14 protein-coding genes are annotated in these 20,754 nt (G+C 59.2%); 4 read left to right on the forward strand and 10 right to left on the reverse strand.

The window, feature by feature from the left end:
* Window positions 1–12: 12 nt before the first annotated feature.
* From Q0753_RS08350 to Q0753_RS08365, 4 genes are all read right to left on the reverse strand, one after another.
* Window positions 13–1,755, reverse strand: coding sequence for an EAL domain-containing protein (locus Q0753_RS08350; RefSeq protein WP_298719390.1), 1,743 nt, complete (start codon window positions 1,753–1,755; stop codon window positions 13–15).
* The gene (locus Q0753_RS08355) at window positions 1,755–4,403 is read right to left on the reverse strand and encodes a GAF domain-containing protein (protein ID WP_298719392.1); all 2,649 of its coding nucleotides are present in this window, start codon (window positions 4,401–4,403) and stop codon (window positions 1,755–1,757) included. The genes Q0753_RS08350 and Q0753_RS08355 overlap by 1 nt, the downstream gene beginning before the upstream one ends.
* 271 nt (window positions 4,404–4,674) lie before the next feature.
* Window positions 4,675–5,664, reverse strand: a complete 990-nt coding sequence (cydB, locus tag Q0753_RS08360; protein ID WP_298719394.1) for a cytochrome d ubiquinol oxidase subunit II — start codon at window positions 5,662–5,664, stop codon at window positions 4,675–4,677.
* Window position 5,665: 1 nt separating this feature from the next.
* Window positions 5,666–7,072 (reverse strand): cytochrome ubiquinol oxidase subunit I, encoded by a 1,407-nt coding sequence (locus tag Q0753_RS08365; protein WP_298719395.1) that lies wholly within the window; start codon window positions 7,070–7,072, stop codon window positions 5,666–5,668.
* 322 nt (window positions 7,073–7,394) lie between these two features.
* On the opposite strand from Q0753_RS08365, the gene Q0753_RS08370 reads away from it, so the two are divergent.
* The 4 genes from Q0753_RS08370 to Q0753_RS08385 all read left to right on the forward strand — a co-directional run bounded on the left by Q0753_RS08370 (window position 7,395) and on the right by Q0753_RS08385 (window position 13,271).
* Window positions 7,395–9,263 carry a sensor histidine kinase gene (locus tag Q0753_RS08370; protein WP_298719397.1) on the forward strand — a complete coding sequence of 623 codons (1,869 nt, stop codon included), beginning with the start codon at window positions 7,395–7,397 and terminating at the stop codon, window positions 9,261–9,263.
* Entirely contained in the window at window positions 9,257–10,621 is a 1,365-nt protein-coding gene (locus Q0753_RS08375) for a sigma-54 dependent transcriptional regulator (RefSeq protein ID WP_298719398.1), read from the forward strand. Before Q0753_RS08370 ends, Q0753_RS08375 begins: the two co-directional genes overlap by 7 nt.
* 231 nt (window positions 10,622–10,852) lie before the next feature.
* Window positions 10,853–12,475, forward strand: a complete 1,623-nt coding sequence (locus Q0753_RS08380) for a methyl-accepting chemotaxis protein (RefSeq protein ID WP_298719400.1) — start codon at window positions 10,853–10,855, stop codon at window positions 12,473–12,475.
* A gap of 184 nt (window positions 12,476–12,659) precedes the next feature.
* Window positions 12,660–13,271 (forward strand): LysE family transporter, encoded by a 612-nt coding sequence (locus Q0753_RS08385; RefSeq protein WP_298719403.1) that lies wholly within the window; start codon window positions 12,660–12,662, stop codon window positions 13,269–13,271.
* 277 nt (window positions 13,272–13,548) lie between these two features.
* Here Q0753_RS08385 and Q0753_RS08390 read toward each other — a convergent pair whose 3' ends face one another.
* The 6 genes from Q0753_RS08390 to Q0753_RS08415 all read right to left on the reverse strand — a co-directional run bounded on the left by Q0753_RS08390 (window position 13,549) and on the right by Q0753_RS08415 (window position 20,745).
* Complete coding sequence (locus tag Q0753_RS08390) at window positions 13,549–14,916, reverse strand: sodium-dependent transporter (protein WP_298719405.1); 1,368 nt, start codon at window positions 14,914–14,916, stop codon at window positions 13,549–13,551.
* A 173-nt stretch (window positions 14,917–15,089) separates the two neighbouring features.
* Window positions 15,090–16,181, reverse strand: a complete 1,092-nt coding sequence (hppD, locus tag Q0753_RS08395; RefSeq protein WP_298719407.1) for a 4-hydroxyphenylpyruvate dioxygenase — start codon at window positions 16,179–16,181, stop codon at window positions 15,090–15,092.
* A gap of 189 nt (window positions 16,182–16,370) precedes the next feature.
* On the reverse strand, window positions 16,371–17,588 hold the full coding sequence (locus Q0753_RS08400; protein ID WP_298719409.1) for an MFS transporter: 1,218 nt from the start codon (window positions 17,586–17,588) through the stop codon (window positions 16,371–16,373).
* Window positions 17,589–17,743: 155 nt separating this feature from the next.
* Window positions 17,744–18,751 carry an ABC transporter ATP-binding protein gene (locus Q0753_RS08405; RefSeq protein WP_298719411.1) on the reverse strand — a complete coding sequence of 336 codons (1,008 nt, stop codon included), beginning with the start codon at window positions 18,749–18,751 and terminating at the stop codon, window positions 17,744–17,746.
* The gene (locus Q0753_RS08410; protein ID WP_298719413.1) at window positions 18,751–19,749 is read right to left on the reverse strand and encodes an ABC transporter ATP-binding protein; all 999 of its coding nucleotides are present in this window, start codon (window positions 19,747–19,749) and stop codon (window positions 18,751–18,753) included. The genes Q0753_RS08405 and Q0753_RS08410 overlap by 1 nt, the downstream gene beginning before the upstream one ends.
* Before the next feature lie 12 nt (window positions 19,750–19,761).
* The gene (locus tag Q0753_RS08415; protein WP_298719415.1) at window positions 19,762–20,745 is read right to left on the reverse strand and encodes an ABC transporter permease; all 984 of its coding nucleotides are present in this window, start codon (window positions 20,743–20,745) and stop codon (window positions 19,762–19,764) included.
* Between the last annotated feature and the right edge of the window lie 9 nt (window positions 20,746–20,754).

Raw genomic sequence — 20,754 nt, forward strand, 5'->3', positions numbered from 1 at the left:
TTATATCAAAAATCACCTCATGGCATTGTGCTGTTGGGTATAGGCAATAAACGCCGCCGGCTTCAGCGGCGGAGAATACCAGTAGCCTTGCACCAGGGTGCAGCCCATGCCCCTGAGCAAGTCGATATGTTCGACCCGCTCCACGCCTTCCGCCACCGTGACGCAGCCCAGGTTACGGGCCATGTTGATCACCGTTTCCACCAGCCGCCGGTCCTGGCAATCGGTATCCATCTCGTCGATAAAGGCGCGGTCGATCTTCAACACAGATACCGGCATTAATTTGAGGTAGGCCAGCGAAGAATAACCGGTACCAAAGTCATCGATGGCAATCGAAATGCCCTGCTCCGCCAATTGCTGCAACTGACTCAGTGCCAGCTCCATGTTCTGCATCAGACCCGACTCGGTCACCTCCACTTCCAGCGCCCCTCTGGGCAGGCGGCTTTGCTGAAGCCGGGTGATCAACTGGTCGGCAAAGCCGGGCTGCATCAGCTGCAATGCCGCCACATTCACCGCGACCTTGAAGTCCGCTGCCACCGATTCCTGCTCCAGCCAGCATTCCAGCTGACGGATGGCGGTGTCGATCACCCAGTCTCCCAGCCGCAGAATATCTCCACTGGCTTCGGCAATGGGAATGAAGTCCACCGGTGAGATAAAACCCAGCTCGGGATGAACCCAGCGCAGCAGGGCTTCGGCGCCGGTTACCCGACCGCTGTGCAGGTTCACCTTGGGCTGATAAACCAGAAACAGTTCTTGATTATCTATCGCGGCATGCAGCGCCTGGCGGCGACGGTTAATAGCCAGCAGATCCTGCTCCAGTACCGGCTGATAGCATTGCCAGCAATTATGCTCGGTCGGCAGCGCCATCGAGGCCAGTCGCACCAGGTGCTCGGGTGACCGATGAGCAAAACCGCTGTGACTGACCCCGATGCGGACTTTCAGGTACAACAGCAGATGCTCGACTTCAAACGCCAGGCTGACCACCGCCACCAGTTCATTCGCTCGCCGAGCGATGTCCTGCTCGCCGATGCCGTCAAACTCCAGCAGCAGCCATTCGTTGCCGCCCCACACCCCCAGTTGCCGACGCAGCGATCCCGGTAGCCGCTGCAGGCGCTCCCCCACCGCTCGGCTCAGGGCTTCTGCTATCCCGTAACCGTGCACCCGGGCAATGTCGTCCATTCCCTCCAGCACAATAAAGTACACCACCGCCTCGCGGCCCTGCTGCAGCCACTCGAGCAGGCCACGGCGGTTGGGGAGTTCGGTCTGCGGGTCGGTCAGCGACAAACGATGCAGGTCGGCGGTACGCTGCTTCACCAGCTCTTCCAGCAGCTCGGCCCGACTGCTGCGCTCACGCAACAGAAAATGCAGCTCCAGGGTATTGTGAATGCGCTGCAGCACCTCGAAACGGTCGAAGGGCTTGGGCAAAAAATCCCGCGCCCCCAGATTCAGCGCCTGCAGACGTGTATCGGGATCGGTCTGGGCACTGAGCACAATCACCGGCGGCGCCTGATTTTTCCAGTGGGTCTTCAACCGCTCCAGCACCTGATAGCCGTTGATATGGGGCATGTGAATATCGAGCAGCAACAGGTCGGGCATGCCGGCTTCCAGCAGCGCCTCGAGTCGGCGTGGGTCGGTTTCGCCCCGTACGCCCCGATAGCCATAGTCTTCCAGCTGCTGGACCAACAATTCGACGTTAATCGGGTTGTCGTCGAGCACCAGAATATCGGCATCTTTGTAAACCAGAGGAATTTTTGGCATCAGTCCACAGGCTCCAGCAAGTCATCCAGCACCTTCAGCAGCCGGAGTATATCGATGGGTTTGGTCAGATAATCCCGAAATCCGGCCTTGCTCGCACGCTTGATGTCTTCCGGCATGGCATTGGCCGACAGGGCGACGATGGGAATGGTACGGGTCAGCGGATGGCGCCCGAACAGCCCGGCCGCTTCAATCCCGCTCATGCCCGGCAGGCTGATGTCCATCAGGATCAAATCCGGCGGGTTCGAGCAGGCTATTTCAAAGGCCAGCTCGGCCGAGTGCACGCACTCGAGTTGCATGCCTGGCCGCTCTTCAAATACTTCAGCCATCAGCCGCTGGTTGGCCGGGTTGTCTTCCACATAGAGCACGGTGCGCCGCGCCCCTGCAACCGGTTCGGCCTGGGGTTCCTGGTACAGATCAGCCACCGCCTTTCGCGAAGAAGACACCGCCAACGGCAGGCAGAACCAGAACTCGCACCCTTCACCATGATGATTATCGACCCCGATACGTCCTCCCATCTGTTCGAGAATACTCTTGGTCAGTGCCAGCCCGACACCGGTGCCTTCAATGGCGCCATTTTCCGCCCCCAGTCGATTGAAGGGCTGAAACAGCTGTTCCAGATACAGGGGATCTATGCCCGGCCCCGTGTCTCGTACCGAGACCCGCAATAGGTCGGCGTGCTGACGGCAACCAATATAGACCTTCCCCTCGGAACGGTTATATTTGATAGCATTGGAAATCAGGTTGATCATTACCTGTTTCAGCCGGGTGTAGTCGGCCAGCACCGCCGGCATGCGGTTCAGCGCCGCATCAATATGCAGCGCCACCCCCTGTTGCCGGGCGATGGGCATCAGGGTGTCACAGGCATCATCAATCACTTCGCGCGGCTGTATCGCTTCGAGCGACATATTGATGCGACCGGCTTCGATGCGCGCCAGATCCAGCACTTCGTTAATCAGATTGAGCAGATGGCTGCCACTCTTGTAAATCTGCTCCACCTGTCGCAACTGCCGTTCGTCAAGCGACGCGCGTTTATTGCTCTGCAGCAGCTGGGCAAAGCCCATGATGGCATTAAGCGGTGTGCGCAGCTCGTGGCTCATGGATGACAGAAAATCGGTCTTGGCGCGGCTGGCCTGCTCGGCCTGATCGCGCGCCTGACGCAATTGCTCGGTAAATTGCTCACGTTCGTTTAGCTGGCGATACAACTTGATCAGCAGGGCGCAAGTGGAGGTAAAGGGCTCCAGCCAGGACACCAGATCCTGATCATAGTCTTCACCGCCATTGGCGATGGCATACATACCGATGACGGTGCCCTCGTCGAGAATGGGGACACCCAGATAATTATGCAACGGCGGATGACCCGGTGGAAAACCACCCCGGCGCTCGTCACTGTCCATGCCGTTGCTGAGTACGGTATTGCCCTGGGCAAACACCTGGCCCAGCATGCTGTGCGGGTTGGTCAGCTTCATCTCGCCCGCCTGCAGTTTCTGCATCAACTGGCGCGATTCCTCGTTCCAGGACAAGTCAGTAATAGCGTGAATTTTCAGCTCGGGTTGCCCCTGTTCCGACAAGACTTCGCCAATCAGCGAATAGTCACTGTCGGTCAGCTCGCGCAGGGCTTCCTGCAGAAAGCTCCACAAGCGGTTGCCGGACATCAGCGCATGGTAGTCGGTCAGTCCCTTGTGCAACACGCTCAGCAGGCGCTGCTGCTTTTGCAGCTGGCGGGCCGCGCTCCGCTCGCGCTGTTCCGCCTCATGCATTTCGGTCAGATCGGTCAGAATGCCGATAAACTCCATTTGCCGAGGCTGATGCGAATCGACCACCCGACCCACCGCCAGATGCACCGGCACCTGATGACCGCTCTTGTGCAACGCCGACACTCGACGTCCCTTGCCGATCACCTTGGGCTGCCCGCTCTCGATATAATTGTGCAAATACTGATCGTGATGGGCGGACCACTGTTCCGGCATCAGAGCACTGACATTTTTTTCCAGTAATTCCGCTCGCCGATAGCCGAGCAGGCTCAGGGCATAATCGTTGATTTCCTGAATGATTCCTCGACCGTCAATCCGCACTATGCCGGCTGCCGCCCCCTGGGTAATGGCTTCGTAACGCGCCAGCCGATGATCGCTGACCATGCACTGGTTGCCGAGCAGCTGCCGTTGCTGATGCAGCTGAATCAATTGCTCGGTCTGTTTTGCCAGCAATTGCAGTTGTCGCCATTCATCCTCATCGAGACGGCGCGACCGAGTATCGATGACACACAGGGTTCCCAGACTCATCCCGGATTCCAGCACCAAGGGAATACCGGCATAAAAGCGAATATGTGGCGCACCGGTTACCAGCGGATTATCGGCAAAACGGGGGTCCAGCGTGGCATCTTCCACCACCAGCGGCTCGCCATCGGCCACCACATGACCACAAAATGAAATATCCCGCCCGGTTTCACAGCTGTCCACGCCGACTCGGGCCTTGAACCACTGTCGATCTTTATCCACCAGTGACACCAATGCTATCGGAACCTTCAACAGCAGCGCCGTCAGCTCGACCAGCTGTTCAAAAGCAGGTTCGGACGGCGAGTCCAGCAACTGCAACTCATGAAGTTGAGCCAACCTGGCTGCTTCGTTTTCGGGAAACTGGGGAGTGATCATAAAAATCCGGCAATATGGAGGCGAAATGGAACCCGTTGTAAGCGGCACTGATTGGGGACTGTAACCGTTTATAAGCTCCATGTGGAGCATGTTTAGACCTTTTATTGATCTTGAACCGCGTCGGTCACCCACAATGAAAAAGGCTCCCGAAGGAGCCTTTTTTATCAGATGCCGAGGGCCAGTTTAATGGCCATGCCTACCAGAGTCACGGCCAGCACACCGGCCAGATAAAGCACGGCAAACCAGAGCCAGCTCTTTTTACGATTCGCCATCAGTAACCCTCTTCGAAATCCTCGACCTTGCCGGAGAAAATGCGATAGCCCCACAGGGTATAGGCGCAGATCAGCGGCAGAAAGATAAGAATGCCCGGCAGCAGAAATTTGAGGCTGGAATCCGGCGCGCTGGCCTGCCACAGGGTCAGTTGATGGGGAATAAGATAAGGGAACAGTCCCACCACCAGACCGGCAAAACCGAGCACGAACAGTCCGACCGCCAGCCAGAAGGGCCGGGTCTCGTGGGGTTCACCATCCAGATCCCGATACAGTAACCAGCCGAGCAAAGCGCTGAGCAAGGGCAGCGGCAGCAACAGCAGGAAATTGATGCCATCCAGCCAGCGCGCCCTTACCTCGGTGTTGGCGTACAGGGTCCACAGGCTGACGATCACCAGAATCGCCATGATGGTCAGCACCAGCTTGCGCCCCAAATGAGCAGAGCGCGCCATGATCGGCCCCCGGCTTTTCATCACCAGATAGCAGCAGGCCAGCAGCGCATAGGCCACCATCAGCGCAAAACCGGTGAACACGCTGAACGGTGTCAGCCAGTCCAGCGCGCCCTGCTGACCCGCTTCCACGCCCTGCACCACGGCGCCGAGAATGGCGCCCTGGCAGAAGGTGGCTACGGTAGAGCCGAGAAAGAAGGACTTGTCCCACCAGGGCTTGGAGCGGTGCGACTTGAAGCGGTATTCAAACGCCACACCCCGAAAGATAAGCCCGATCAGCATGATGATGATCGGCGTATACATGGTGGAAAGAATACCCGCGTAAGCGGCGGGAAAGGCGGCAAACAGCACCACGCCGCCAAAGACCAACCAGGTTTCGTTACCGTCCCACACGTGGGAGATGGAGCGCATCATGTGATCGCGCTCGCCTTCGCTCCTGAACCAGGGGTAGAGGATGCCGAGGCCGAGGTCGAAACCGTCCAGCACCACGTACATCAGCACCGCAAAGCCCAGCAATAAATAATAAAACAGCGCCAGATCCATGTTAATTCTCCACCACGTCACGTTGCAGTTTCTTCACCCAGGCCAGGGCAAAGCCGGGCGCATTGACACCAATCATGTGCTGTTCCAGCCGCGTCATGTCCGGCGGCCCCTTGCGGATCAGCTTGGCCATGAAATAGAGATAGACACACAGCAGCAGACTGTAGGTCAGCACAAACAGCGTCAGCGAGAACAACACCCGCTCGGCCGGCAGCGGCGTCACCACTTCCATGGTGCGTACCAGGCCGTGCACCAGCCAGGGCTGACGGCCCACTTCCGCCACATACCAGCCGGCCAGAGTAGAGATAACGCCCGACGGGATCAGCAGCGTCATCAGCAGCAGAAAGGGTTTGCTCTCGAAACGACTCCCCCGGCGACGCAACCACAAGCCCCACAGGGCGGCACCGATCATCAGCACCCCCAGCCCCACCATGACGCGGAAGGAATAGAACACCAGCGGCACATAGGGTCTTTCGTCGGCAGGCACCGATTTCAGTCCCTGCAACTCGCCATCCGGCTCGTGGGTCAGGATCAGCGAGGCCAGCTTGGGGATCCTGATTTCAAAATGGTTGGTCTCGTTTTCCATGTCGGGCACCGCAAACAACAGCAGCGGGGCACCGGCTTCCGTCTCGGGCCAGATACCTTCCATCGCCGCCACCTTGACTGGCTGATGCTCTTTCACGTTGAGGCCGTGAAAATCACCCACCACCGCCTGCAGCGGCGCCAGCACCAGAGCCGCCCACAACGCCATCGACAGTCCCTTGCGGGCAAAGGCGAGATCCCGGTTCTTGCGCAGATACCAGGCACTGACGCCGCCAATCACGAAGGTGGCAGTGAGCATGGCCGCCAGCAGCATGTGCACCAGCCGATACGGCATGGAGGGGTTGAAGATCACTTCCATCCAGCTGGCCACCTCGAAGCGGCCATCGACGATCTCGTAGCCTGCCGGGGTCTGCATCCAGGAATTGGCAACGATAATCCAGAACGACGAAATCCAGGTGCCCACCGCCACCACACAGGTGGCGAAATAGTGCAGCTTTTCCCCTACCCGTTGCCAGCCGAACAGCATGACCCCGAGAAAACCGGCTTCCAGGAAGAAGGCGGTCAACACTTCGTAGGCCAGCAGAGGCCCCAGTACCGGGCCGACCAGTTCGGAGAAACGAGAAAAGTTGGTGCCGAATTCGTACGACAGCACTATGCCACTGACCACGCCCATACCGAAGGTAATGGCGAAGGGCTTGATCCAGAATTTGGCCAGTTGAAAGTAGACCGGATTCCGGGTTTTCAGCCACAGCCCTTCCCAGATGGCGATGGCGGTTGCCAGACCTATGGTGATAGCCGGAAAGATAATGTGAAAACTGACGGTAAAGGCGAATTGGATCCGCGACAGTATGGCAGCATCAAGTTCCATCTTGTTCCCTTAACGAGATTGAAAGCGGTTTACTACCGCCGGCAGGATAGCCAGCAGCAGAACAATAAAAATGGCAGAAAATTCCAGTACCAAAGTAGTCATGTTCATAAAACGTTTCTCCAGGGTGGACTCAATCCGGTTGGTTTACTCGAGGGTGAACCTGCTGTCGCTAGATAAAGCACGATGCATGCCACAAATAGGAAAACCTGCACCCGCCTTGGCCTGGATCAAAAAAACGATGAATACTTGCCCCGGGTGACAACCAGGTTTACAGTCTTTCCCCGTTAAAGTGTCAACGATGTTTACATGACGGGAACCCAGCATGGCGTTGGATCTGGCTTTTGAATTGATGATGTTGCTCACCGGCGGCTGTGCCCTGCTGGTGTCGGCCTGGCTGTTCTGGCGCGCGCGCCGCCAACGCAGCATGAAGGCGCTGGCCGGTTTCGGCATCATGATGGCGCTGTGGTGCAGTGGCCATGTCTCGGTGTTTTATGGCTGGGAACGGCTGGGCAAGATGCTGATCCTGGCCAACCCGCTGATGCCCACCTTCTTCCTCGACTTCGCCATCGGCTTCGTCAATCAGGGGCCGGGCCGACGACCCTGGCTGGATAATCTGGCCCGCCGGCGTGGCCTCTTCTATTCGGCGGCCCTGCTGGTGCTCGGCATCAGCCTGGCGCTGGGCGGCGGCGACATCATCTCGTTCGGTCCCTTCAGTCATTACTTCGTGTTCAGCGGGGCCGGCTGGTTCAACATCATTTATACCATCGTCATCGGAATACTGGCGCACGCCCTGCTGTTGTGGGGCTGGCGTATCCATCGCGGTAACCGCCGCCGCTCCATCGCCGCCATGTTTGCCGCCGGCGCCTGGGGGCTTTGGCTTGCCACCAGCTTTATTTTCCCTTCACTCGGTCTGTACTGGTATCCCTGGCCCATGCTGCTGCTGCCCACCTATGTGGTTTTGCTGGTGTATGGCGTGGTGCGCTACCAGATGCTGGAAGTCAACGCTTGGGCCAACCGCGCCCTGTTGTGGATACTGATGACGGCACTGGTGATGGGCCTGATTGCCCTGCTCAGCTCCATGGCCGGTCCGTTCGGCATGCAGGCGCTGGCCAATGTGCCCGAATGGCAGCTGTGGCTCTATTCCATGCTGTTGCTGATGCTGGCACTGGCACTGTATCAACCGGTCAGCAAACTGGTAGAGCGGCTGATTTATCCCGGCAGCCGGCTTGGCGAGCAACTGCTGGATACCTGGCTCAATCGCCTGGCCGAGCCCAGTCACTGGGCCGGGCTGAGCGCGGTGGCCGAGCAGTTGCTGTCCCATCAGATGGGGCAGCCGGTGCAGGTACGGCTGTTACCGAACGAACAGCGGCCCCCTGTCGTCGAAGGTCCCTGCATTATCTGTCGCCACCAGAATCCGGGCTGGCAATCCCGGCTGCAGGGCTTTGAGGACGTCACCCCCGGGCTGCGGCTGGCGGCAGAAGTGTTTGCCTCGCTGCTGACCACGCGCTGCAGCCTGCTGGAACGGTCGCTGCAACTGGCGGAAGCCGAGCGCAAGCGGCTGTCGGAGCAGCATCTGGTGGAGCTGGGCGGCCTGTCGGCGGCCATGGCGCACGAGCTGCGCAACCCGCTCAATATCATCTCCATGGCCTCCGCCGGGCTGGAGCCTGAACGCAAGGCGATGATCCAGACCCAGCTCAAGCGCGCCGACCGCCTGATCTCGGACATGCTCGCCTACTCCGGTAACATCGGCGTGCAGCGTCAATCGGTACCATTGCTCGCCATGCTGAACAGCCTGCGCCCCCAGTTCGACTGGCAGCACACCCGCTTCGAGTGTGCCCTGTCCGACGAGGTTCGCCTGAGTGCCGATGCCTATCGACTGCAACAGGTGCTGGTCAACCTGATCGACAATGCCCTGGCCTTCGTGCGCAATCAGCCGAATGGCGTGATCCGCATCGAGGCCGGTGACAGACCCGGCATAGTCCGGGTGCACAACAACGGCCCGGCGGTTCCCGAAGACATGCTTAATCACCTGTTTCGTCCCTTCGTCGGCAAGCGCAGCGGCGGCAGTGGCCTGGGACTGTCTATCGTGCGCCGCATCATGGATGCCCACGGCGGCCGCATTCAACACCGCAGCGATATGGGCTGGCCGGTGACCTTTGAACTCTTTTTCCCCGAGGACAGATCATGTTGAACCCACCCCGTATCCTGCTGATTGACGACGAGCCCGCCTTTCGCACCCTGAGTGCCCAGTGGTTGACCTCGGAAGGCTATGAGGTCAACACCGGCGCCAGCCTGGACGAACTGAGCGCCAAGCTGCCGCACTTCGACGCAGACTTGATCCTGCTCGATCTGTCGCTGCCGCCGCACTTCGATCCCCAGCATACCCTGGCGGCACTGCCCAACTTCATCGATCGACCGGTGATCATCCTCACCGGTCACGGCGAGCGCGAGCTGGCGCTGGAAGCGCTGCGCCAGGGTGCCTGGGATTTTCTGGCCAAGCCCATCGATCCCGACATGCTGGCGGTGGTGGTCAAGCGCGCCCTGACCAAACACCAGCTGGTGCGCGAGCTCAACAACCTCAAACACCAACAGGTCGATCAGCAGGGGCTGGATACGCTGATTGGCGCCTCGCCGTCGATGAACAGCATTCGCGCCCTGGTCGGACGCATCGCCCCCACCGATGTGCGGGTGCTGGTGACCGGCCCCTCGGGCACCGGCAAGGAGGTGATCTCGAAGGCGGTGCACGCCCTCAGTGCCCGCGCCGGCGGCCCCTTTATTTCGGTGCATTGCGGTGCCATTCCCGCCGAATTGCTGGAAAGCGAGCTGTTCGGCCACACCAAAGGCGCCTTTACCGGTGCCGACAAGGCCCGCGACGGCCTGCTCAAGCTGGCCGACGGCGGTACCCTGTTTCTGGACGAGATCGGCGACATGCCGCTGGCGATGCAGGTCAAACTGTTGCGGGTGCTGCAGGAAGGCAGCTATTACCCGGTGGGCGGTCGTGTCCTTGAAACCATCGATGTACGGCTGGTGTCGGCCACCAACGCGGACTTGCCCGAAAAGGTGAAAACCGGGGAGTTTCGGGAAGATCTCTACTACCGCATCAAGGGCGTGAACATCGAAACCCGGCCTTTGGACGAGCGGCCCGAAGATATTCCGCTGCTGATCACCCACTTTCTGGGGCTGCCGGCCCGGGGGGACAACCGGGCGCCGCTGCATCCGGATACCGCCGCCTTCAACTGGTTTATTCAACGCCGCTGGCCGGGCAATGTGCGCGAGCTGAAAAGCGCCCTCGACAGCGTGGCCGCCATCGCCAGAAACGGCATCATTACCCTGGAAGACATTGCCCTGCTCTACCCGGACGCCCAGGCCGGCAGCGAACACGCCACAGCCCGGCCCGGCGACAGCCTGGAAGCCCAGGTGCGGGCGCTGGAAATTTCACTGATAAGCCAGGCGCTGGCCAGATTCGACCACAACCGCACCCACGCCGCCCAGGCTCTGGGCCTGTCTCGTCAGGGGTTATTGAAAAAAATAGAGCGCTACGGACTGTGAATACGGCGGCAAGCCGTTGCCATGTTCCGGCTGAGCCCCCTGATGAAAGACGCAAATAAATAGCCATTCAGAACCCTCTCCCTCGGCCTAATCGGCAGAGGGGATTTGGTTGAATCTTGCACGTCGGCTTATCCTTCCTTAACGATCCTTCTATTGATCTTTCGCAAACAATACCCGGGATGGCGCGACTATTATCGGCGCCAATTCACACCCCCTTTCCAAGGTATGGCTATGCTGCGACAACTCAAAATCGGACCCCGCTCCATTATTTCCTTCGGCCTGCTGGGAGCCATTACCCTGCTGTTGGGAATCATGGCCATGGTGCAGTTTGGCAACATAGGGCGAGAAGTTGATGTCATGGCCCACAAACGCATGCCCGCCGCGATTAAAATCGGCGAGATACGGCGTGACTTTCTGCTGATCCGCCTTTACACCCTCAACGCCCTCTACGCAGACAACCAGCAACGTCGCCGCGATGCCGTCAACCGCCTTAAAAGTCTGGAAGACAGTTTTCTGACCAACGTTCAGGAGATGAAGGCCTATGTAGAATCGAACGAAGGCAAGCAGCTGCTTGGCAGCATTATTCAGAGTAAAGCCAACTACGATACCGTTAATAACCGCCTGCTGAGCATGATCAACAGCGGCCAACAGACCCAGGCCGAGCAGTTTCGCCATCAGGGGCTTAACGAGCTGGGCATCAAGGTGACCACCGATCTGAATAACCTGGGCAGTTACCAGAAACAAAGAGCCGATGAGGTATCGGTTTCAGTCGATGACATTATCTCGACCTCCAATCTCATCATGGTGCTGGCCATTGTTCTGGCCATGCTGCTGGTGGTGACGCTGGCCCTGCTGTTCAGCCGCAGCCTGCTGCTGCCGATTCGCAAGGCGCTGGAGGTCAGCAATATCATTGCCTCCGGCAATCTGACCTCGGAATTCGGTGACGACGCCAAGGATGAAGCCGCCGACATGATTCGCGCCCTGGCCCAGATGCAGCAAAAACTCAAACAGACCATTTTCGATATCAATGACTCTGCAACCCAACTGGCGTCGACCGCCGAACAGCTGAGTGTGGTGACCGACCAGTCTACCCGCACCCTGCAGCAGCAAAGCGACGAGCTGGAGCAGGCCGCCACCGCCGTGAACGAAATGACGGTGGCGGTGGAAGAAGTGGCCCGCAACGCCGCCTCCACTTCGCAAAATTCCGACATGGCCGACGACAAGGCCCGCACCGGCCGTACCAGAGTCACCAACACCATCAATACCGTGACCGAGCTTGAACATGAAATTACCAATACCAAGCAAGGAGTAGAAAGCCTGGCCAATCGGGTACGCGATATCGGTACCGTGCTGGACGTGATTCGCTCCATTGCCGAACAAACCAACCTGCTGGCGCTGAACGCCGCCATTGAAGCCGCCCGCGCCGGCGAGTCGGGCCGCGGATTTGCGGTGGTGGCCGACGAGGTACGGGCACTGGCTCACCGCACTCAGGAGTCGACCAAGGAAATCGAAGCCATGATGCACGCCATTCAAAGCGACACCAGCAGCACCGTTAACGCCATTCAGATGAGCACCGATCGCACCATGCAAACCCGTCAGGTCGCCCAGGAAGCCGGCGAAGCGCTGGAGCTGATTACCGAGGCCATCATGCAGATCAACCAACAGAACCAGACCATTGCCAGCGCCGCCGAAGAGCAGGCCACGGTGGCCAGAGAGGTAGACAAAAACCTGATCAACATTCGGGATCTGTCGGTGCAGACTTCGGCCGGCGCCAACGAAACCAGCGCTTCCAGCAACGATCTGGCCCGCCTGGCCGAACGCCTCAACGAGATGGTGGGCCGGTTCCGGATATAACTACCACTCTCCCCTTGGTTCGGCGCCTGCACATAGACTCGTGTGCTGGCGCCGAGCTTCTCGAATGCGCAGGCCTGTCGCGCCCGCAAACAGGGATAATGGTCGTTCGGCTCATATTCCAGCTCGAAACCGCAACCTCATTGCTGCTATATTGCGCCATCCTCCCATATTCAAGAGCACCACGATGGCACTGGACACCTGGCTTGTTTATCTGGCGGCCATGATTGGTCTGTCGCTGACTCCCGGCCCCAACAGCCTGCTGGCCCTGAGTCACGGCGCCCTTTATGGCCGGCGCAAGACCCTGTTTACCGTGGCCGGTGGTGCCGTCGGCTTTGCCATGGTCATAGCGCTGTCGCTGTTTGGTATCGGTGCCCTGTTGCAGGCCTCCACCAGCCTGTTTATGGCGCTGAAGATTGTCGGGGGCGCCTATCTCGTCTGGCTCGGCATTCAGCTGTGGCGAGCCCCCGCCCCCAGTGCCGATTTACATCAGCAGGCCGGTTCCCGTAGCGGCGGATCCCTGTTTCGCCAGGGGCTGCTGTCGGCGCTGACCAACCCCAAGGCGGTGCTGTTTTTCGCCGCCTTTCTGCCCCAGTTCATCGACCCGGAGCGCGAGCTGTTTATCCAGTTTGTGGTGATGGCGGCGACCTTCGCGCTGACCGAATTTGTCACCGAAGTTTTTATTGCCAGCTTTGCCCAGCGCACCCGCGCCTGGCTGGCCCGCAGCGGAAAGCGCTTCAACCGCATTTGCGCCGGCCTGTTCGTACTGCTCGGCGGCTGGCTGCCGCTGGCCCGTTAAGCCACCCGCCCATAAACACGAAACCCTGTAGAAGCCTGCTTCAGCTGGCTGGTAGCGCGCAAGCGGTACGTCAAAAAACAAATCGCGCAGCTGAAGCAGCGCCTACAAGGCCGGAGTCATTTGTAGACGCCTGCATCAGCTGGCTGGTGGCACGCAGCGGTACCTCAAAAAACACACCGCGCAGCTGAAGCAGCGCCTGAACATAAAATGCCGCTCATAAAAAAACCGGCTGGCTCTGTCGAGCCAGCCGGTTTTTTGGCTTGCCGAGCTGTCTTGCTTATTTCAGATTGAAATAGAACACGATTAACAGCGCGATAGGTGACAGGTAGCGGACCACCGGAAACCAGACCCGGTGCCAGCCGCCCAGCTCGCTGGCGGAGTGTTCCGGCTTCATCTTCCAGCCCACGAAGATGGCGGTAAACAGGGCGCCGAGCGGCATCATGATGTTGGCGGTCAGGTAATCGTACAGGTCAAACAGGGTCTTGCCTTCGAAGCGCGCAAACATGTCGAGCGGGGTGAAGCCGGACCATTCGTTGAGCGACAGCACGGTCGTTATGCCTACCAGCCAGGCCACCAGACCACCGCCGATGGCGGCCTTGACCCGGCTCACGCCCTTTTCGTTCAGGTAGCTGACCAGCGACTCCAGCATGGAGATGGACGAGGTCCAGGCCGCAAACAGCAGCAACACGAAGAACAGAGAAGCGAAGAAGCTGCCGCCGGGCATCTGGCCAAAAGCCACCGGCAGGGTCACGAAAATCAGCCCCGGGCCCGCCCCCGGCTCCAGCCCATTGGCGAACACGATGGGAAAAATGGCCAGCCCCGCCAGCAGCGCTACACCGGTATCCATAATGGCCACTACCACCGAAGTGCGGGCGATGGACACGTCTTTTTTCAGGTAGGCGCCATACGCCATCATGGCGCCGCTGGCCAGACTCAGGGTAAAGAAGGCATGGCCCAGCGCCACCAATACCGCCTCGGCGGTGAGTGCGGAAAAGTCGGGCGTGAACAAAAAGCCGACCGCCTCGCCGAAATGGCCGGTGGTCATGGCATAACCCACCAGGATCAACAGCAGCACAAACAGCGCCGGCATCAGCTTGGTGACCGCTCGCTCAAGACCGTGGCGTACGCCACCGGCCGACACCAGCACCGTCAGCCCCATGAAGATGGAATGCCACAACAGCAGCTCGCCCGGCGAGGCCAGCAGGCCACCAAACAGGGCACCGGACTCTTCCGCCGCTATGCCGCTGAAGTCACCGCTGACCGCCGAAACGATGTAGGGCATGGTCCAGCCGGCGATGACGCTGTAAAAGGAGAGGATCAGAAACGCCGCCAGGGTCGCCATGATGCCGATACCGCCCCAGCCCTTGCTGCGCCCCTCGGTGGCCGCCACCCGTTCCATGGTGCCGATGGGACTCTTGCCGCCACGGCGGCCCAGCATGACTTCGGCCATCATCAACGGCAGACCGATAACGGCGATACAGGCCAGATACACCAGCACGAAGGCGCCGCCGCCGTTTTCACCGGTGATATAGGGAAACTTCCAGATATTTCCCAGACCTACCGCCGACCCCACCGCCGCCATGATAAAGGCAAAACGGCTGGACCACTGGGCCGGGTTGCCAGCCTGCTGATTGTTCTCCGCCACGGGTACTGCCACTCCTGTTACTGGACACAAAAAATGTCAGTCACACTCCACAACAGGTGTAAAGAATGACTGACAGTATGTCCTGCTAGTTTGCCATCAATGGCTAAGATAAAAAATGGCCCGTAGTAGAAAATTCAGTTTTATGCCAATTTCATCACTTAATCGGGGGTAGCTCACTCTCGTTTCAGTACCCCACGTCGGATCTGGTCTTCCTCAATCGACTCGAACAGCGCCTGAAAGTTACCCTCACCGAAGCCTTCGTTGCCCTTGCGCTGGATAATTTCGAAGAAAATCGGCCCTATCACCGTATCGGTGAAGATCTGCAGCAACAGGCCCTGCCCCTGTGTGGGGGCACCGTCCAGCAGAATGTGATTTTTCCGCAGGCGGGCCAGATCCTCGCCGTGCCCAGGCAAGCGGGCATCGAGCTTCTCATAATAGGTGTCGGGTGTAACCATGAAGCTCATGCCCCCGTCACGCAAGGTTTCCACCGTATGGAAGATATCGTCGGTGCCGAGGGCGATATGCTGGATACCCTCGCCTTTGTACTGCTGCAGAAATTCCTCGATCTGGCTCTTCTTGTCCGCCGATTCGTTGATCGGAATGCGAATCTTGCCGCAGGGGCTGGTCATGGCCCGGGAACGCAGTCCGGTGAGCTTGCCTTCGATGTCGAAGTAGCGGATTTCACGAAAGTTGAAATACTGCTCGTAGAAACCGGCCCACAGATCCATATGGCCCATTTCCACGTTGTGAGTGAGGTGGTCGATGTAGGTCAGGTCCACGCCTTTGGGGTGCTGATCCACGCCGGGCAGGCGCCGAAAGTCCACATCATAGATGCTTTGTTCCCCGTAGCGATCCACCAGATAAATCAGCGAGCCGCCGATGCCCTCAATGGCCGGGATCTGCAATTCCATCGGGCCGGCACCGGACGCCACCACGGTCGCACCCTGCGCCGCCAGTTGCCGAATGGCGGCGGCCGCGTCTTTGACCCGAAAGGCCATGGCATTGGCGCCGGGACCGTGCAGGTGGGAGAACTCCGCGGCCTGGCTGTCGGGTTCGGCATTAAGGATAAAATTGATGTCGCCCTGGCGATACAAAGTTACGTCTTTGCTGCGATGGCGGGCAATGGCCACGAAGCCCAGCCGCTCGAACAGCGCTGCCAACTGCGCCGGCTGGCTGGAGGCATATTCCACAAACTCGAAGCCATCGGTTCCCATCGGATTGTCCCAGATAGCCGGTGTGTCGGTATGACCGGTTTTAGACACCATGATGCCCCTCCTTCATCCATCGCAACAAAATAACGGTTCAGGTGATGCTGCCAGCCCTAAGTCTAGTTTTTAACCGCCAGCTTGCGTATTTGAAGGAGCATTACCGGCAGCCATCGGCGGCCGGGGTGAGGACGAAAGTAAAAACCATGGCGCCGGCCAATCAGCCGGCGCTATGGTGACGGCGATGAATCAACCGGCCTGCTTGTCGATAGTAGAGCGAGCCGCCTTGTTCACCAGCGGGCCGGCCTTGGGTTCCAGCAGGCAGATCAGTGCCACCAGTCCCAGGCTGGGCAACATCACCAGATTGAGCCCTTCCCAGCCAAAGGTGGTCAGTACCTTGCCGGAGAAAAGTCCGCACACCGCCACCACCATGAAGACGCAGAAATCGTTGAACGACTGTACGCGCGCCGCCTCATCGGGTTGGTAAAAACGGGTCAGCCAGCTGGTGGCACTGACGAACATCAGGCTCCAGGCCACGCCCACCAGCAGCAGGCCACTCAGGTAATGCCAGAATGACATGCCCTGCAGGTTGATGATGATCGCCAGCATAAACACACTAATGCCGGCCAGGATCAATCGTTTGGGACCATGGCGTTTGAGAAAGGGGCCGATAAAGAGCCCGGGCAGAAACATGCCCAGCGAATGAAACTGCACCACCGTATTGGAATCGCTGACATGAAAATGGGCATGGCTCATCGACAAGGGCGTGGCGATCATCACAAAGGACATCATCGCAAAAGAGACCGCTGCCGCGACCATTGGCCGCCAGGCCCCCGCTTTCAGTATCTGGCCGAGAGAGCGCCCTCCGCCGGTGGTGGCTGTTGCTTGCCGCGCCGGAGGACGCAAAAACAACACCCCGGTCATCACCAGCAAACACAGCGGAATAATGGCGGCGAAGCTGCCCACAAAAGGCACGCCGTAGCCGAAGGACTCACCCCAGGTCGACAATCCGGGCCCGACGATGGATGCCACTACCGCCGCCCCGATCACCAAAGAAACCGCCTGTTCCTTCATCGATGCAGGCACCAGTTCGGCGGCGGCAAAGCGGATTTGCTGGGTCAGGCTGAAATAGATGCCGAACAGCACGCAGGCGGCAATCAGCAGCCAGAACTGGGACATCATCAGCGCCGCCACCGTCAAGCTGGCGCCTCCCATGCCGAACAACTGGCCCAGCACTATGCCCCACTTGCGGCCCAGCCAGGCCATCAGATAGGCCACGGGAAAACTGGCCAGGGCTGAAAATACCGACTGAATAGCAAACGGCAGGGTAGCCAGCGCCGGTGACGGCGCAAGCTGAAAACCGACCATGGAGATCAGACTCAGGTAAATCAGCATGCCCGACTGTGACAGTGCCATTCCATAAGACAGAAGGCCGACATTGAGCCAATGCCGTGAAGGTGCAGACATAACAAACTCCGGGCCCGATCAGGCCATTGCAGCAATAAGGGAAAGGAAAAAACAAATCGCCTCGCCACCATGAGTGGTGGAGAGACGATTTATAATAAATGTTGGGGTCAAATGCTACCCAATCCGACCACAACACCGCCGGGCTGGCTGCTTGCTCAGTCGAGAGACAGAGGGTAGTGACAGGCTACCTGCTGGGTGGCACTCATGTCCTGCACTGCCGGTGTGGCCTGTTTGCACTGGTCGGTAGCAAAGGCACAGCGAGGGTGAAACGCACAGCCGGAAGGTGGCGAGATGGGGTTTGGCACTTCACCGGTAACCGGGGTTCGTTCTTTATGAATCACGTCCATGCTGGGGATCGCATCCATCAGCATGCGGGTATAAGGGTGACGAGGCCGGTTGAACACCTCCTCTACCGTACCCACTTCCACCAGTCGTCCCAGATACATGATGCCGACCCGATCCGAGAAGTGGGACACTACCGACATGTCGTGACTGATAAACAGATAGGTCAGCCCCAGCTCGTCCTGCAGATCCTTCATCAGGTTGAGCACCTGGGCCTGCACCGACACATCCAGCGCCGAGGTCGGTTCATCACAGATCAGGAATTCCGGCTCGCCGGCCAATGCCCGCGCGATGGAAATACGTTGACGCTGGCCGCCCGAAAATTCATGGGGAAACTTGTCCATGTCCGACGCCGCCAGCCCCACCTGCTCCAGCAGCTTGCCGACCCGCTGACGACCTTCATCCCGGTTGTTGATCATGCCAAACAGCACCAGGGGTTCGGCAACGATACGTTCCACTTTCCAGCGCGGATTCAGGCTGGCGAAGGGATCCTGAAAGATCATCTGGCAGCGACGGCGAATATGCTGGCGCTGCTCACGTGTCGCTTCGGCCAGCATGGTGCCCTGATAACTGATGTCGCCGTCGGTCGGCTGATACAGACCAGACAGCAGCCGCGCAACCGTCGACTTGCCACAGCCGGACTCCCCCACCAGACTGAAGGTCTCGCCCTTGCGGATGCTGAAATCGATGCCGCGAACCGCATGCACATAGGTTTTTTCCGCCCGGTTCAGCAGCCGATGAATAAACGGCTTGGAGATATCGAACTTGATATGCAGGTTACGGACTTCCAGCAAGCCACGATCTTCTATCATCTCGCTCATCACACCAGCTCCTCTTGCATCACTTTCAGACAGGCAACCCGGGAGTCACCGACGGTTTTCAGCTCAGGCTCATGCTGCCGGCATTCGGCACTGCTGTTAGGGCAGCGCGGATTAAAGGCGCAACCCTGGGGAATAGCGTTGAGCCGGGGCATGGATCCCGGGATCTGGGACAAGCGCGGCTCGCGCACCCCAATGCGCGGAATCGACCCCATCAGCCCCACCGTATAGGGGTGGCTCGGCGACTTGAGCACCGCCTCGACCGGGCCTATTTCCACCAGCCGCCCGGCATACATCACCGCTACCCGATCGCAGATCTCGGCAATGACCCCCATGTCGTGGGTCACCAGCATCACAGATGCGTCGTGCTGCTTGCACAGCCGCCGCAGCAACTGCAGCACCTGGGCCTGTACCGACACATCCAGTGCCGTGGTCGGCTCGTCGGCGATAATCACCTTGGGCTCGACACAGAGCGCCAGGGCGATCACGATGCGCTGGCGCATACCGCCGGAAAACTGGTGCGGGTATTGATCGATGCGTTGCTCCGCCGCCGGAATGCCGACTTCCTTCATCAGATCCAGCGCCTTCTGCCGGGCCTGGCCATGGGACAGGGGAAGATGGGTCTGAATGGTTTCTATCAGTTGCCGGCCAACGGTCAGCACCGGATTAAGGCTGGTCAGCGGATCCTGGAAGATGGCACCGATCTCCTTGCCGCGCAGCAGGCGGCGCTGATCTTCTGCCAGGTTGTCGATCCGTTCGCCATAGAGGCGGATCTCGCCGCCGGCAATGAAGCCCGGCGCCTCCAGCAGACCGGTGATTGCCGAGCCGGTCAGCGACTTGCCGGCGCCCGACTCGCCCACCACGCCGAGGATCTCGCCCTTGCGCATCTCGAACGACACATGCTGTATTGCCTTCAGGTTGCCCTTGCGATGGGCAAACTCGATACACAGATCATCGGCTTCCAGCACCACCTCACCGCGGTTGTTGCTTGCATTTTTCATATGTCTTGCTCCTTAACGCAGTTTGGGGTTGAGGGCATCGCGCAGCCAGTCACCCACCAGGTTGACCGACAGGGCCAGGATCACCAGTACCAGGGAGGGGAACAGCACCACCCACCACTGACCGGAGAACAGGTATCGGTTGCCTTCGTTGATCAGGGTACCGAGCGAGGGCTGATGCGGCGGCATGCCAACCCCAAGAAACGACAGGGTCGCCTCGGTCAGTACCGCCAGCGCCAGGTGCAGGGTGGCCAGCACCATGACCGGGCTGAGCACATTGGGCAGGATATGCTGGAACATGATGCGCATATTATTACTGCCCATCACCTTGGCGGCCTGCACATATTCCTTGTTGCCTTCCAGCAGGGTACAGCCGCGCACGGTGCGGGCATACTGCATCCAGCCGGTCAGGGTGATGGAGATAACGATGATGTACACCGCCATCTGATCGTGCATTTCCTGGGGCAGCAGACCTCGCGCCGCACCGCTCACCAGCAGTGCAAACATGATGGTCGGGAAGCTGAGCATGGCATCGGCCAGACGCATGATCAGAGCGTCGATCATGCCGCCGAAATAACCGCTGATCACCCCCAGAGTCACCCCAAGCGCCATGGCACAGAGCACACTGATAAAACCGACAATCAACGATACCTGCAGACCATGGAGGATCAGCGAATAGACATCCCGCCCCTGAATATCGGTGCCCAGCCAGAAGCGAGCCTCGCCTCCTTCAACCCAAAAGGGCGGCAGCTCGGAGTCCATCAGATCGAAAGCCGCCATATCGAAGGGGTCATAGTGCGACAGCAGGGAGGCACCGATGCCGGAAAACAGCAGCAGGGCCAGCACTGCGGTGGCAAACATCGTCAGCCGGGAGGTTCGGAAGTTATAGGCGATGTCGCTGTCGTAAGCCGCCAGCAGCTGTTGCCATATCTTTTTCAGCCCCCCGGGCCGAGGACTGTTCTGGCCGGTCAGGGCCGCTTTAGTAGTATTGATAGCCATACGTTACCT

The sequence above is a fragment of the uncultured Oceanisphaera sp. genome (genome assembly GCF_947495715.1).
Lineage (GTDB): Bacteria > Pseudomonadota > Gammaproteobacteria > Enterobacterales > Aeromonadaceae > Oceanimonas > Oceanimonas sediminis.